A 14002-nucleotide genomic window follows, 5' to 3' on the forward strand; every position below is an offset into this window, starting at 1 on the left:
GCCGGGACAGGGCCGTGCCGGCAAACAAAGACCGCCAGAGATGCGAGGGGATGTCATTGGCTATTGAGAGGCTCGCTACCGGGCCCCGTAGCGATAGCTTGGCAGCGAGCCCCGCCAATTACAAGGTAGCTGGCGTTGCCATCGTCAACCATAGTCGCACAGTTGTCACTTCACCTTGACGTACCCCCTTTGGGCCATCAGGATGGCAAAAGCGAGGCCCGCCAATCGTCTCGGGTAAAGGCAGATGACGGCTTCATGCCGATGCGGCTTGGTATCAGCAGCATGATAATGCGCCTAAGCGACTACGTTGTCACCTTAGCCATTAGCAGGCTCTTTTCCTTTCGCTCTACCGTGGATTGCTTGACGAAATGCCGCCGCGCGCCACCTAATCAGGTATCGACAGCCACTTTCACGGGCGCTGTCGGCTGTAAGTGATGCCGCTCAAATGCCTGCTCCAAGAATACAATATCGATCCCATGGATGCCGCGATCATCGAGGGACTGTTCAATCAGGGCGCCCGCGAGGGAGAAGCTTGGCAGGAGCGCTATGACAGGGCGAAGGTGCTTGTCGAGCTTTTCGCGGCCGGTGTTCGAGACCAGGACGCGCTGATCGGCGCACTTACGAGGCACAACAGGGCAAGCTAGATTGCTGCTTCAGCTGCGGAAACACCATCTAACAATAAATCTACCCGGGTCGATCAGCATCGGCGGATACTCTTGAGCAGAAGGTCAGTTTTTCATCGAGATGGGAACTATACATCTGAAGGGTGCGCTGGTCATGGTCGAAGAGGCGCACCCCGACGATCGGGGCGACCTCGAAAACAATGCCGATCTCGGGGTCGGGTGCCGCTAGGACACTTCGTTATCGCGCTGCACATCGACAATGAAATTGCGCATCATGCGCGCGCATTCCTCGTGATGCGTCTCCAGAAGCAGATGAGTGCCGTCATAGAAGTGCATGTCGATCCGGTCGAGATCCCTGGCATATGCATTGGCTTCTGCGATTTCATAATACGGGTCGTGACGGCCCCAAAGAAGCAGTGCAGGGGGCTGATGGTCGCGATGGTAGGCTTCACATGCCGGAAAGCGGGCCACATGGGAGCTGTAGTCGGAAAAGATGCGGAGTTGGATGTCAATGCGTCCCGGCTGGCTCATGCGCTCCCAGTCGAGATGCCAACCATCCGGCGCGACAAGCGGCACCAGACGTTCCGGGATGTCACCGACATAGGTGTGCTTCACGCCCTCGAAATTCAGCCATTCGGGAATCTTCGCGAGGTTTTCCGGTGTAGGATCGGCCCAATAGGACTTTACGAGATTCCATGGCTCTCCAAGGCCCTCTTCATGGGCATTGCCGTTCTGAATAATCAGCCCGAGCACACGTTCAGGATATTTCATCGCCAGGGAGTAGGCGACAGGCGAACCGAAATCGTGAACGTAAAGGAAGAACCGATCCATGCCGACCTCGCGTAGCAACGCGTCGATGGTTTCGGCCATGGCGTCGAAGGTGTAGGAGTAGTCCTCGGGCGCTTCCGTAAAGCCGAAGCCCGGCAGGTCAGGCGCGACAACATGCGCGACTTCGGACAGCGGACCGATGACATGACGGAAATAGAACGACGAGCAAGGCTGGCCGTGCAGAAGCAGCAGCCCCGGCGCGCCACGATTGCCTGCTTCTCTATAAAACAGGTTGACGCCATCGATTTTGGTCGCGTGATGCCTGGTTGCGTTGATCGTGCGCATGGTCCCTTTCCCGTGCTGCTATGTCAAATGAGAAAACCGTATAAAGTGGATATAACGGTTATCATAATGTAACTGCATAATCCATTTTATACGGTTAGGTTCCATGTCAAAAAAATCGGACACCGTCTGGACGCCCGAACACTTCATAGGTGGTCATCCAGCGATTGACCTCACCAACACCGTCTTCACCCGGTACCTGCCTGACGACGACAACGACTTGTTGAACTCGCCACGGGATGTCGGAAATTGGTTCCAGTTCGCGGGACTTGCCACGAAGGCTCAGGCAAATGCGATTTCCGGTATTTTAGTCCCGGCTTTTGTGGAGAGTGTTCGGAAACTGAGAGAGGCATCCTTCTCGGTTTTTGATGCGCTTGCCGCGGAAAAGCCGCCGGCACCGGATGCGTTGGGCTTTTTGTTCGAGCGTGCCGCCGAAGGATTTTCGACGCATCGGCTCAAGCCGCGTGAAACCTATACGGCATCGGAAATTGCGCACTTCGATGATCCCAAAGCGATCGTCGCTTTCCTGGCGGTTATCTCGGTCGAAGCATCCATTGTTCTGCCGCGCCAGAGATTGCACGCGTGCCCGCGATGCGGTTGGCTTTTCGTGGATACATCGCGAGGTGGAAGGCGGCGCTGGTGTAGTATGCAGACCTGCGGCAATCGCGAGAAAGCATCGCGGCATCGGCTAAGGGCTGACCTTATATAAATCCATATTGATGTCAGCGGCCGCTTTTGGGCACCAGGTCACTTAGCTCGATGTCTTGAATAATGAAGAGTTTCGGACGCCCGAAGATCTAGCGCGGTTTCCCGAAAGCTGTCGTGCGTGCAGCGACTAATCTTTTAGCATGATGGAAGCTGGAAGCAGACGGACAACTCCGGCCCCTGATTGGGCAAAGCTGACATTCAGCGCAGAGATCAAGCCTCGCGCCTTCATCAGCAACGCTACCGCAAGATGAAGGTGCGACGTGTCGTTGGCGATCTGTGAATCAACGATGATACCGTAGGACAAAAGCGCGTTAGATATTTCCGCAGCCTGTCAGCGTCGTTGCTGCTCTTCTTGTCCGTGACACCGCAAAAGTTCGCGCCTGGCGGCGCTGAGCGAGGTCGTTCGCCTGCACACCGTGACGACGGTCGCGAGTCGAGCCCAGGATTTCCGCGACACGCTCTCATTTTTGCGATGGAAGGCCGTCTTGCTCAATGATTGCAAATTGCTATATTGCAAGAAACTCCATCATTACGGGGAATTGAAAGATGCCTTCCGTTACTGTCCGGAACGTACCCGATGAGGTTCACCGCGCTATCCGCGTGCGGGCCGCACAACACGGCCGCAGCATAGAAGCCGAGATGCGCGCGATTCTGGAATCCGCCGTGAAGCCGCAAGGCAGGGTCAAGCTGGGTTCGCTGCTGACCGAGATTGGGCGCGAAATCCAACTGACCGGCGAGGAACACGCCCTTTTCGACAACCTGCATGATAAGACGCCGGCGCGCGCAGTGGATTTTGAATGATCCTCTTGGACACGAACGTAATTTCGGAGCCGCTGCGTTCATCGCCGGATGCCCGTGTAAGCGACTGGATCGACACGCAGCCGCTCGAAACGCTGTACCTGTCGGCAATGACCGTGGCGGAGCTGCGCGCCGGCGTCGCGCTGATGCCGAATGGCAAGCGTCAAATGACACTGCATGAGCGCATTGAAAAGCGGGTGCTGCCAATGTTCGCTGGCCGCGTGCTTTCGTTCGATATGGCTTGCACGCATGCCTATGCGGAACTGCTGGCGAACGTTCGCACGGCGGGTAGCGGGATCGAGACGGCTGACGCCTGCATTGCAGCCGTCGCCCTTGCCAACGGGTTTTCCGTTGCCACGCGCGATGAAAGCCCGTTCCGAGCTGCCGGGCTCGATGTCATCAACCCGTGGAAGGCATAGAAATAAGAGCCGAAAAACCAACGTTACACACTCAACGTGGCGCGATTTTCTGCTGACTGTCGAGAACCGCGAAGCGGCAGACCCGCCATTGGCAGGAAGCGGTGCGATGGCCGGCTCGCGGAAGCCTCGCCACGTGACCAGCAGCGCTATCGCGCCTGGTCAACACGCTCAACGAGGCCTATGTGAAGGCACGCTATTCCGAGCACCGCCAGATCAACGAGGAAGTGCTGCGGGACTTGATGTAAAAAAAACCATCAGGATGCCGCTAGCGCAAACGCCAGGAACGCAACCCTAAGCCAACGACAGGGATTGCACGGTCTCTAGAAGGACGTTCGCTCCATGAACGAGATGGTCATCGGGAGTATGCTCCTTCGGGCTGTGACTGATCCCGCCGACGCTCGGCACGAATATCATCGCAGTCGGTGCGATGTCCGCAAGCAACTGTGCATCGTGTCCGGCGCCGGAGGTCATTCGGCGCGAGGAAAGTCCTCGTGCCGCTGCCACTCTCTCGATCGTGCGAACAAGATCCTTGTCGAACAGTACCGGATCCGTCATCGCAAGCCGCTCGGACGAGATCGCGCAACCGGTCTGACCTGAGAGGCGATCAAGGTAGCCGGCGAGCCGTGTCTCCGCGGATTTGAGGATTGTCAGATCGGGGCTGCGCATATCTACCGTGAGAGACACCTTTCCCGGAACAACGTTGACGGCATTGGGGGAGAAGTTGATGCAGCCGACGGTGGCAACGAGGGCCCCGGCCCCGGCATTTGCCAACTCATCCAGAAACGTGGTGATCCGCGCCGCGGCGACACCGGCATCACGACGCATCGACATCGGCGTCGTGCCGGCATGATTGGCTTGTCCCTCGACAGTGATCCTCTGCCACGAGATGCCTTGCACCCCCTCGACGACCCCGATGTCGACGCCTTCCCTCTCCAGAACCGGTCCCTGCTCGATGTGAAGTTCCAGGTATGCACGAGGCCGGAAGAACCCTACGGGCTCGGCACCCGCGTAGCCGATGCGCTCAAGTTCTTCGCCGAGCGTTGAGCCATTGGTGTCGAAAGCGCCTAGCGCTGCATCGGCCGAAAGCGCTCCCGCAAAGACCGCGGACCCCATCATGTCCGGTGCGAAGCGGACGCCTTCTTCATTGGTGAAAGCAGCGACCGCGATCGGAAAATCCGGAACCTTCCCGCTCTCCATCAGGGTCTGGATCACTTCCAGTCCCGCGAGAACTCCGTAGCATCCGTCGAGCTTCCCTGCATCGATCACCGTGTCGATGTGGGAACCGACGAGCAGGGGACCAGGACGATCGGGCGACAGCTCCCCCCATATGCCGAAAATGTTGCCTAGCCGGTCGACCCTGACATCCAGCCCGGCCGTCTGTACCCACCTTATGAAGGTGTCGCGTCCGAGCTTGTCCGCATCGCTGGCGGCAAGCCTGGTGAGGTGGCCAGAGGGATCGCGGCCTATCTCTCCCAGTTCTCTGAGGCGGCCGAGCAGACGGTCTGCGTTGATCGAAATCTTCGACATATAGCGTTTCCCCGTAGTCAGAGCCGCATGAACTCGGCCAGGCGGTCGCCATGCTGCAAGCGATCTTGCAGCGCCGCCGGGCTTCCATCGAACTGGACCCTGCCCTTTTCCATGAAGATGATCCTGTCCGAGACCTCCATGGCGAACTTCATTTCGTGCGTAACGATGATCATGGTGCGGCCGGATTCAGCCAGGCTCGCGATGATCCTGAGCACCTCGCCGACGGTTTCGGGATCAAGGGCGGACGTCGGTTCGTCGAACAGAAGGATGGAAGGCTCCATCGCCAGGGCGCGCGCGATCGCGACTCGCTGCTGCTGGCCGCCGGAGAGCTGGTGCGGATACTTGTTCTCGTGGGCGAGCATTCCCACCTGGCCTAGAAGCCCCCGGGCGGCTGCCTCCATGTCCGCACCCGACGCCAGATTGTGATAGGCTGGGCCTAGCATCACGTTCTCCAGTACCGTCTTGTGGGGAAAAAGATTGAAGCTCTGGAAAACCATGCCGATGTCGAGCAGTTGGCGCCTGTCTGTCTTGATGCGCCTAAAGCCGACATCCTGCGTGCCGACGAGCACGGGCGAGCCCTTGCAGTAGACGATGCCGCTGTCGAGCATTTCCAGGCCGTTGAGGCAGCGGATAAGCGTCGTCTTGCCGGAGCCCGATGGTCCGATAATCGAAACGACTTCGCCCGGCGCGACGACCAGGTCCAGATCGCGGAAGACATCGACGCTTCCGAATTGCTTGCTTCCCTTTTCAAGCCTGATCTCGGCGTCCGGAGCCTTTATCCGGTCGCGGCGGTCCTTCAGGCTGATAATTCCGGGCTGATCTGCGTCCGACAGCGCCGCCTTCCTGCGCGAGAAGTCCAGATGGCTTTCGAGACGCTTCAATAATGTGTCGAAGACCGTCACCACGAGGACGTAGTAGAACGCGACGGCCAGCATGGTCTCCATGACCTTGAAGTTCTGGGTGTAGTAGCGCTGGCCGACGAGGAGGATTTCCGCGAGCGAGATGACCGACACCAGCGAGGTCAGCTTGACGATGGAGACATATTCGTTGCCAAGTGCGGGAAGAGCGATGCGCAGAGCCTGCGGAATGACGATCAGTCTCTGGAGGCCGAACTTCGACAATCCCAGAACTTGCCCGGCCTCGTACTGCCCCCGGCCGATCGCCAGCAGCGCTCCGCGGTGGATCTCCGCTATGTAGGCCGTCTCGCTGAGGACGAGCGCGATGAGGCCCGCGATGAACGGTTGGGAAAGCAACGCACCGGCGGAAGGGATCGCCTGCGGAAGATTGTAAACGAAGATCAGCAGGACAAGCAGCGGAAGGCTTCTGAAGAACCATATGTAGGTGGCCGCGGAGCGCCGAAGGATCCAGATTGGCGATTGTCTCGCCAGCGCCACGCCGAAGCCCATGACGACGCTGATCACCCAGCTTGCGATGCTCAGTTCGATCACGGTGAGGGTGGCTTGCCAGAAGTCGCGGCTCCAGAACAGGCTCAGCGTGTATTGCCAGTCGAAGGTCATGTATGACGTTCCCGGTGCGTGAATCTGCGGACGATCCGAAGACCGTCCGCATGAGTCGAAATCAGTTCGTTTCCGTCAGGGACTTCTGAATTTCCGCTTCGGTCGGCATCTCGAGGTTGTACTTCTTGAGAAGCTCACCATAAGCGCCCGAGGCGATCAGTGCGTCGAGCTCGGCTTGCAGGGCGTTGCGAAGCTGATCGTTTCCCTTCTTGACTGCGAGCCCGATCACGACCGGAAAAAGGATCTCCTCGGAGGTGACCTTCAGCCGCTCCCCCGATGCAGTGACCGCCGCTTGGGAGACGCCGGCATCGTCGAAGACGACGTCAACCCCGCGTGACAGAAGCGCCTGTGCCGCTTCCGCCGAGGTCGCGTACTCCTGGATGGTCATCGGGCTGGAGCCACAACTTGCCTCGGATGCCTTCTGCAGCTCCGGAACCCATGCCGCCCCCTTCAGGTTGCCGACCCGTTTGCCGCAAAGGTCTTCCGGCTTCTTGGGCGCGAACGTGTTGTCGCTTCGCACCATCAGCGAGCCGCCGGTCTTTGCGTAGGGAACGTAGTCGACGACCCTTGCGCGTGTCGGGGTGACGTAGAGAGCCGAGGCGATCAAATCGTAACGGTTCGCCTGAAGCCCGGAAATCAGGTTGGCGAAACGTGTGTCCGTGAAACGCGCCTCCAATCCCAGCTTGGGGGCGATGAGCGCCATGACGTCGGCGTCCAGGCCCTTGGTCACGCCGTTTTCGACATAGTCATATGGCGGATAGACCTGATCGGAGCCGATCTGGATGGTTCCCGGTTCGATCGTCTGGATCTCGGTTGCCATGCCTTGGCCGGCCGTCAATGTCGCGGCAGCGATTGCCAGAATTGCCAGGAGGCTCCTGGCTGTCGTGTGAGTGCGGAAAGCAGTTGTTTTCATGTCAGTTCCCCTTTTTGTGGGCCGTCTTGGAAGCGGCCCCTGTTGATGAAGCCTGTCAGCGGATGATCGGCATCTCCCGCGGCGCCCGCGTGGTGAGGAGACGGGGCCCGTCCTTCGTCACCGTGATGTTTTCCTCGTGGACGATCATCTTGCCCGGGGCGTATTCCATGCCGGGTTCGATGGTCAGGACCATGTTTTCGACGATCCGGGTCCCATCGCCCGGACGATGCGATGGCGGCTCCGTCAATTGCAGCCCCAGCCCGTGTCCCAGACGGCCGACATTGTTGCCGATCGCCCCCGCATCCTCGATGATCTTCGACATGGCCCGCCAGATGTCGTCGGTGGTCGCGCCCGGAACGGCTGCCGCGATTCCGGCCTCGGTCGCGAGCCAAAGCGCCTCGTGAACGCGGGCCGCCTCGCTCGAAATCCGGCCGATCGCGTAGTTCCGGTCGAAGTCGCAGAAATAGCCGTCGAAGGTCGATCCAGTGTCGATGAAGAGTATGTCCCCGTCTTCCAAGGTGCGGTCATGCGGGCCGCAGACGATCTGAGGAACTCCGCCTGGGCCGGAGATCGCGGGCATGAAGGGGGTAGCGTCCGCGCCGCGGCGAGCGATGTCGATGCGCAGCTTGCGGACCGCTTCCCGCTCGTTTTCGCCGATCGATATTTGGCTCGGAAGCGCCTCGTACGCATCGCTGGCGATCCGGCAGATATAGGCGATGTGCTCGATCTCGGCAGGTGTCTTGACCATCCGCATTTCCCAGATGGCGGGCGAGCCGTCGACGATTTCCGAGCCAAGATTTTCTCGCAGCTTGAGAAGATCGTTGACGGGCATGCGCAGGGCCATTTCGCGCCCTAGCTCGGCACCAACCCGGCCAAAGCGGCGCGGAAGGTGCTCCAGCGTCCCCTTCAACAGCGAGATGCCGTCGTCTTCCGGCACCGGCGCCGGCCAGGTGCGGATGTCGTCCACCCAGGTAAGCGCCATCTCCGGCGCGCCGATTTCCGGGATTACGGCGATCGGCTCTCCTTCGAGCGGAACGACCACGAACCACGGCCGCGTCGGGCTTTCCCAGAACTGGGAATCGAAACCAGTGAAATAGCGGACATTCGGGGGAGAGGTGACGAAGACGGCGTCGAGTTCGGCCTTGCGCATGATCTCCTGCGCCCGATCCACGCGGCTCTCGAATTCCCCCGGGCTGAAGCCGCGCTTGGGGACGACAATATGTGTGCTCAACTTTCGATCTCCATGTTGGTTGGCTTGCGGCCACGCGGCATTCACGCCGAGCTCGCAACCTCGTCCGGACGCTCGATCAGAGCGGGATCCATGCCGACGATTGCTTTGAAGGAAGCCGGATCCGTCGCCGTTTCGGTGTTGATCAACAGCACATGGCTCGTCGGCCCCAAGCCGAGAGCGGCTTTCATCGTAGTGTCCGCTCCGGCTACAAGGAGGCCGGCGAGGCCAGCAGCGCCGCTTTCGCCGGCCACGACGTTCCGGTTCGCGAGCAGGCGCATCGCATTTTCAGCGTCGCCCTCGCGGATCGTCATGAACCCGTCGGCAACCTTCTTCAGTGTTCGCCAGGCGATCAAGGACGGCGTGAAGCATTCCAGCATCGCCATGATCGTCGGCTCGATCGACGGGACACTCGTGAGTTCGCCCGCGCGGGCGCTTTCATGGAGGCACGCCGCGCGGTCAGGCTCGACAACCACGACGGTAACCTCGCGTCCCAGCCGCTCCCTGAGATAACCTGCTATGCTCGCGGCGAAGCCGCCGACGCCTGCCTGGAGGAACACGTGCGTAGGCAGCGGAAACTGCCGGTCATGCAGTTGCTCCAGGGCTTCCTGGGCCAGGATCGTATAGCCCTGTCCGACGATGGCCGGGATTTCCTCGTAGCCCTCCCATGAAGTGTCGGACACGAGCAGCCATCCACGCTCGGCGCTCACCCGCTCTGCTTCGCTGACTGAAAGGTCATAATTGCCGTCGACCCGCACGACCTCGTCCGCGCCGAGCCCCTTGGCGCGGGCCTGGGTGACCCCCGCATGAATGAAAATGACCGACCTGCAGCCCAGCAATCTCGCTCCGGCCGCGACGGACTTTCCATGATTGCCGTCGGTTGCGCAGCATACCGTGACAGTGCTGGCGAACTCCCGCGCCGTCGGCGACAGAAGCTGCGTGACACGGACTTCCCGGCCTAGGTGCTTCTCGAGCAAGCGCTTGAACAAAACCATCACTGCATAGGCGCCGCCAAGCGCCTTGAAGCTTCCCTGGCCGAGGCGAAACGCTTCGTTCTTCAGGGCGACGGTCCCGAGTCCAAGCCGAGCCGCGACTTCAGGTAACGGGATCAGAGGCGTCTTCTCGACTTCTCCCCACAATGCGAGAAACGGCGCAACGCCTGCCGGGGCCCTTGTGCCGAGATATTCGCGTTCCCTTCCGGAAAGCGGGGAACCAAAGTCGGAAGATGTGTTTCGTAGCAGGGTCATATCCGTCTCTCACTCTTGACGAGAGATTATTGCCCTTGGTGCAAGATTTGTGCTCTCATTTGCCCATTCGCTTGCAAATAAATTGCAGCGAGCTTGCCAAGCACGGAGTAATTTCTCGATGAGTCATTCCCCTCTCGAAAACCTGGATGACCTCGATCTGAAGATTCTGCGGCTCGTACAAACGGACAATCTGATGCCGCAGCGGGAAATTTCCGAGCTCGTCGGCCTTTCAGCGCCTGCCGTGGCCCGACGGCTTCAGCGGCTTAGAAGCAGCCGCATCATCCAAAAGGACATCGCGATCATCGATGAAAGCGCCGTCGGCAGGCCGTTGACGATCGTGGCCGAGGTGACCACCGAAAACGAACGTCTCGACCTTCTTGATGAAATGAAGCGGCGCTTTTCAGGCTGTCCTCAGGTCCAGCAATGCTACTACGTGACGGGCGAGACCGATTTCATCCTCATCATGAACGTGAAGAACATGGAGGAATACACCGCCCTGACACGGGAGCTCTTTTTCGAGGGCGGGAACGTAAAGAGCTTCAGGACCTGCGTGGCAATGCAAAAAGTTAAGGCGAACGGACCGGTGCCACTATTGCCATGATCGACTTCGGCGACTCAAGCAGCTTCCACCCGACAGGCTCAGGTCTAGACCTGAACCCGCCCCTTAATGGTCATGTGATCTTCCCGGATCAACTGCCTGAGAATGGCGACGAAATTTTTGACCGGTCGGCCTTTCGGTTTACCCTTGGGGTAGATCAGGATAGCGCTGTGCGTGGGCGCGGGCAGGAATGGGCGGGCAACCACGTCACCCTGCAGATAGGGCATGGCGACGAACGGATTCACCACTGCCAGACCGATGCCTTGCGCCACCAGCGCACAGGCGATCGAGCTATAGGGCGTTTGCACCACATCGTTGACATCGACACCCGCGTCTTGCAGGACTTTGTCGAACATTTCCCGGATCTGCTCACCACGCGGCACGGTGATCAGTGGCTGGCCTTGAAGGTCGGCGGGCGTGATTACGGCTTTGCGCACGAGGGGATGATTTGGTGGCAAGATGCAGACCGCATCGATATTATAAAGCTCTTCGCGCTCGACGGCGTCGCCAGGCGGCGTTGTCGATACCAACGCGAAATCGCAGATATGTTCCTGCACCCATCGCGAGAGCACATCCGAGTGCGCCGCGTGAATAGAGATCGTCACTTCCGGGAAGGTATCGGAAAAAAGCTTCACCGCCCGGGGGATTACTGCCAGGGAATGCGACTGCACCGAGCCCAGCCTCAGGATGCCGCTGCCGGAGCGGTGGATACGATGCGCTGCTTCTGTCAATTGCCGCAAGCCGACGAAACTGCGTCGTACTTCTTCGAACAGAGCCAGGCCATCCGAAGTCGGCTGCAGCTTGCCCGGCAGACGGTCAAACAGCTTTAGGCCGGTCTCGCTCTCGAGCCGCGATATGGCCCGGCTGATGTTGGGCTGCGAGGTATGGAGGAGAGTCGCGGCCGCCGTCATCGACCCGCTTCGCATCACGGCATTAAACGCTTCGAAATGGCTGAGCCTGATCATCGCCTGTGCTGGTGGATGCCTTTTCGCCCCGGATACGCCCCTCATCCGGGACGGTACCAAGAGAATGCACCCAAGGCGATAGCCGACGTCGCCACCACAATCGCAACCCCGCCAATAAAGATCGGCTCGATGCCCTGTCCAAGGTCGACCCACAGACCTATCGCAACCGTCGAGGCTGCGGAACAAACAAGCGTCACGCATTGTACGGCAGAACGCGCGGCGCCCAGCCGCTCATTGCCGTAAAGATCGGCCAACAGGTGCGGAGTACAGGCGAAATAGAGTCCTGTGGAAAAGCCCCCACCTAGAAAGTAGGCGAGGATATTGATTTCTACAGGGCCTAGGGCAGCAATTGTCATGCCGATGGCAGCAGGCACTGCGTGAAATCCCACGACGCGTACCGACGTCCAGCGCTCAACCAAAAAGCCGGACATCAGCATGGCCGAGGTTTGGGCGACTGCGTAAAGGCCCATACCCCAACCGATCCACGCGGCCCCGTTACCGCGCTCTCCTAGCCATACTGCCTGATGAAACAAGACGCCTGAAAAGATCAGTGGCACACACATGAGCACCGGCAGGAAAGGCAGGACTCGGCGGTCGATCACCAAGCGCTTAGCAGGTTCGCGCGCCCCATCCACATTTGCGTGCACTCTTTGCTCAGGGGCTAGCAGCCACAAGAATAGGGGGATCACCACGAGCGCAACGGAAAGGGCGATCAGCAGCCAAATCTGCCGCCAACCCAACTGCGCCAGGAGCAGCACGGCCAAGCCCGGCAGCAGCGATGGTCCGAGGGCATAGCCGATCGCCGGTAGTCCGGCGAGTCGCTTCCGCCGGCTGCCCAAAAGGCGCACCGAAGCGGTGAGCGCTGCATGGGTGAAGAGCCAATCGCCCAGGAGCCGGACGAACAGCACGCCGACCGCGAAGACAATCAGCCCTGGTGCGGCTGCGATGGTGGCGCTGGCAAGTGAGAAGATGGAGAAAAGAATGACGGTATAAGCGCGCAGGCTGATGCGATCAACCAGTCCCCCAAGATAGAACATCGGCACCACTGCCGCGAGCGTGGAGATGGCGAAGATCATCCCGATGGTCGTCTGGTCAGTGTCGAATTCGGCGGTGATCGCAGGCCCGAAAAGGCCCAGAAAATAGCCGGTCCCTAAAGTCGACAGAAAGATCATCGCTGTCGAATAGGCGATGGCGCGAGGCGTTGAGATGGTTGTCACGGTGCGCTCACATCGCGAAGACGGAAAGGGGCGGCGTGTGGCCGCCCCCTCTAGATCAGGCCATCAGCCACTCGTTGAAGCGATTGGTCGCTTCTTCCTGGCGCGGACCCCAGAAGCGGAAATCGGTTAGTGCCATATTGGCGATATTGTCCGGGTGGGTCGGCAGAATGCGGGCGCGCTCCGGCTCGATGAAGTCGAGGGCCTTAGGATTGCACGGGCCGCTGGCCATGCGTTCACAGGCAATGGCCTGACCCTGCGGACTCGAACAATACTTGATGAAATCGCGGGCCATGTCGGCTTTGGGACTGCCCTTGGGAATGCACCAGCCATAGTTCATGAAGAAGCCGCCATCCCAGGTGATACCGACGGGAGAACCGGAATCGATAACCGACTGCGCACGCGAATTGAAGGTCGGGCAGATATCGAGTTCGCCGGTCTGCAGGAAAGTCGGGGTCTGTGCCGCCGAGGTCCACCAGACATCGATGTGAGACTTTATCTCATCGAGCTTGGCGAAGGCGCGTCCCCAGCCCGCTTCATCAGCCAAAACGTTCGACACTTCCGCAGGCGCCACGCCATCGGCAACCAACGCGAACTGCAACGTGTCGCGTGCGTTCTGTCGCAGTCCGCGTCGGCCTGGAAACTGCTCCGGATTCCACACGTCGGCATGCGTGAGCGGTTGGGAAAATTTCTCGGTGCGATAGGCGAGGATAAAGGCCACGACATTGGAACCAATGAAGGTGCTGCTTTTCATGTTGTCCGGAATGTCTTCCGTCTCGCCGGACAGATCGAGCTCTTCCAGAAAGCCGCCTTCCTCCAAAGTAGCGGCGACGTCATGGCCGATACCTTCGCAGAAATCATAGCGATAGGTGCCGGTTTCGACGATAGCGCGCACCTCGGCAACCGGGCTCTCGCGCCGTTCGACTGGAATCACTTCGATACCGGTCTGCTCGAAATAGGGCTTATAGAATCCCTCGGTATAGGCTTGGGTCGCCACGCCGCCGGTATCGCCGACGGTCAGACGATTCTCCTGGCCCCTGGCCCCGGTCCAGACTGCAGGCATGGCAATGGCGGCCGCAGTGCCTGCCAGTGTCTTCACAAATGTTCGCCGCGTTGACTTCAGCATAATCATCCC

At 59.7% G+C, this 14002-nt stretch carries 14 protein-coding genes and 1 pseudogene; 6 read left to right on the top strand and 9 right to left on the bottom strand.

What is annotated here, in order from left to right; all coding sequences use genetic code 11:
- Positions 1-434 precede the first annotated feature (434 nt).
- Complete coding sequence (locus XW59_RS26700; protein ID WP_047144328.1) at positions 435-644, top strand: hypothetical protein; 210 nt, start codon at positions 435-437, stop codon at positions 642-644.
- A 204-nt stretch (positions 645-848) separates the two neighbouring features.
- Here the strand turns inward: XW59_RS26700 and XW59_RS26705 are convergent, their stop codons facing one another.
- Positions 849-1736, bottom strand: a complete 888-nt coding sequence (locus XW59_RS26705) for an alpha/beta hydrolase (protein ID WP_047144329.1) — start codon at positions 1734-1736, stop codon at positions 849-851.
- Positions 1737-1839: 103 nt separating this feature from the next.
- On the opposite strand from XW59_RS26705, the gene XW59_RS26710 reads away from it, so the two are divergent.
- The 4 genes and pseudogenes from XW59_RS26710 to XW59_RS29720 all read left to right on the top strand — a co-directional run.
- On the top strand, positions 1840-2442 hold the full coding sequence (locus XW59_RS26710; protein WP_047144330.1) for a CGNR zinc finger domain-containing protein: 603 nt from the start codon (positions 1840-1842) through the stop codon (positions 2440-2442).
- Between the two features lie 545 nt (positions 2443-2987).
- Entirely contained in the window at positions 2988-3242 is a 255-nt protein-coding gene (locus XW59_RS26715; RefSeq protein WP_047144331.1) for an Arc family DNA-binding protein, read from the top strand.
- The gene (locus tag XW59_RS26720) at positions 3239-3658 is read left to right on the top strand and encodes a type II toxin-antitoxin system VapC family toxin (RefSeq protein WP_047144332.1); all 420 of its coding nucleotides are present in this window, start codon (positions 3239-3241) and stop codon (positions 3656-3658) included. Before XW59_RS26715 ends, XW59_RS26720 begins: the two co-directional genes overlap by 4 nt.
- A gap of 105 nt (positions 3659-3763) precedes the next feature.
- Positions 3764-3888: pseudogene (locus XW59_RS29720) on the top strand (nucleotidyltransferase); the annotation flags it as partial.
- A gap of 61 nt (positions 3889-3949) precedes the next feature.
- Here the strand turns inward: XW59_RS29720 and XW59_RS26730 are convergent.
- The 5 genes from XW59_RS26730 to XW59_RS26750 form a co-directional block, all read right to left on the bottom strand.
- Positions 3950-5185, bottom strand: coding sequence for a Zn-dependent hydrolase (locus tag XW59_RS26730; protein WP_047144333.1), 1236 nt, complete (start codon positions 5183-5185; stop codon positions 3950-3952).
- Positions 5186-5202: 17 nt separating this feature from the next.
- On the bottom strand, positions 5203-6702 hold the full coding sequence (locus XW59_RS26735; protein WP_047144334.1) for an amino acid ABC transporter permease/ATP-binding protein: 1500 nt from the start codon (positions 6700-6702) through the stop codon (positions 5203-5205).
- A 61-nt stretch (positions 6703-6763) separates the two neighbouring features.
- The gene (locus XW59_RS26740) at positions 6764-7615 is read right to left on the bottom strand and encodes an ABC transporter substrate-binding protein (protein ID WP_082137463.1); all 852 of its coding nucleotides are present in this window, start codon (positions 7613-7615) and stop codon (positions 6764-6766) included.
- Positions 7616-7670: 55 nt separating this feature from the next.
- Positions 7671-8846 carry a Xaa-Pro peptidase family protein gene (locus XW59_RS26745; RefSeq protein ID WP_047144335.1) on the bottom strand — a complete coding sequence of 392 codons (1176 nt, stop codon included), beginning with the start codon at positions 8844-8846 and terminating at the stop codon, positions 7671-7673.
- A gap of 41 nt (positions 8847-8887) precedes the next feature.
- Positions 8888-10090, bottom strand: a complete 1203-nt coding sequence (locus tag XW59_RS26750; protein ID WP_047144336.1) for a diaminopropionate ammonia-lyase — start codon at positions 10088-10090, stop codon at positions 8888-8890.
- 118 nt (positions 10091-10208) lie between these two features.
- Between XW59_RS26750 and XW59_RS26755 the strand changes: the two genes are divergently transcribed.
- Positions 10209-10691 carry an Lrp/AsnC family transcriptional regulator gene (locus XW59_RS26755; RefSeq protein ID WP_047144337.1) on the top strand — a complete coding sequence of 161 codons (483 nt, stop codon included), beginning with the start codon at positions 10209-10211 and terminating at the stop codon, positions 10689-10691.
- Positions 10692-10735: 44 nt separating this feature from the next.
- Here the strand turns inward: XW59_RS26755 and XW59_RS26760 are convergent, their stop codons facing one another.
- Genes XW59_RS26760 through XW59_RS26770 form a run of 3 tightly spaced genes read right to left on the bottom strand, consistent with a single transcriptional unit; the run spans position 10736 to position 13999 of the window.
- Positions 10736-11653 (bottom strand): LysR substrate-binding domain-containing protein, encoded by a 918-nt coding sequence (locus XW59_RS26760; RefSeq protein WP_047144338.1) that lies wholly within the window; start codon positions 11651-11653, stop codon positions 10736-10738.
- A 41-nt stretch (positions 11654-11694) separates the two neighbouring features.
- Complete coding sequence (locus XW59_RS26765; protein WP_136068039.1) at positions 11695-12870, bottom strand: MFS transporter; 1176 nt, start codon at positions 12868-12870, stop codon at positions 11695-11697.
- Positions 12871-12925: 55 nt separating this feature from the next.
- Positions 12926-13999 (bottom strand): ABC transporter substrate-binding protein, encoded by a 1074-nt coding sequence (locus tag XW59_RS26770; RefSeq protein WP_082137465.1) that lies wholly within the window; start codon positions 13997-13999, stop codon positions 12926-12928.
- Positions 14000-14002: the final 3 nt, after the last annotated feature.

Source organism: Aquamicrobium sp. LC103, from assembly GCF_001014615.2.
Taxonomy (GTDB): domain Bacteria; phylum Pseudomonadota; class Alphaproteobacteria; order Rhizobiales; family Rhizobiaceae; genus LBCQ02.

Coding starts and splice junctions, on each gene's coding strand:
- XW59_RS26715 (WP_047144331.1), top strand. CDS start 2,988: ATGCCTTCCGTTACTGTCCGGAACGTACCCGATGAGGTTCACCGCGCT.
- XW59_RS26770 (WP_082137465.1), bottom strand. CDS start 13,999: ATGATTATGCTGAAGTCAACGCGGCGAACATTTGTGAAGACACTGGCA.
- XW59_RS26705 (WP_047144329.1), bottom strand. CDS start 1,736: ATGCGCACGATCAACGCAACCAGGCATCACGCGACCAAAATCGATGGC.
- XW59_RS26720 (WP_047144332.1), top strand. CDS start 3,239: ATGATCCTCTTGGACACGAACGTAATTTCGGAGCCGCTGCGTTCATCG.
- XW59_RS26735 (WP_047144334.1), bottom strand. CDS start 6,702: ATGACCTTCGACTGGCAATACACGCTGAGCCTGTTCTGGAGCCGCGAC.
- XW59_RS26730 (WP_047144333.1), bottom strand. CDS start 5,185: ATGTCGAAGATTTCGATCAACGCAGACCGTCTGCTCGGCCGCCTCAGA.
- XW59_RS26700 (WP_047144328.1), top strand. CDS start 435: ATGCCGCTCAAATGCCTGCTCCAAGAATACAATATCGATCCCATGGAT.
- XW59_RS26710 (WP_047144330.1), top strand. CDS start 1,840: ATGTCAAAAAAATCGGACACCGTCTGGACGCCCGAACACTTCATAGGT.
- XW59_RS26755 (WP_047144337.1), top strand. CDS start 10,209: ATGAGTCATTCCCCTCTCGAAAACCTGGATGACCTCGATCTGAAGATT.
- XW59_RS26750 (WP_047144336.1), bottom strand. CDS start 10,090: ATGACCCTGCTACGAAACACATCTTCCGACTTTGGTTCCCCGCTTTCC.
- XW59_RS26760 (WP_047144338.1), bottom strand. CDS start 11,653: ATGATCAGGCTCAGCCATTTCGAAGCGTTTAATGCCGTGATGCGAAGC.
- XW59_RS26740 (WP_082137463.1), bottom strand. CDS start 7,615: ATGAAAACAACTGCTTTCCGCACTCACACGACAGCCAGGAGCCTCCTG.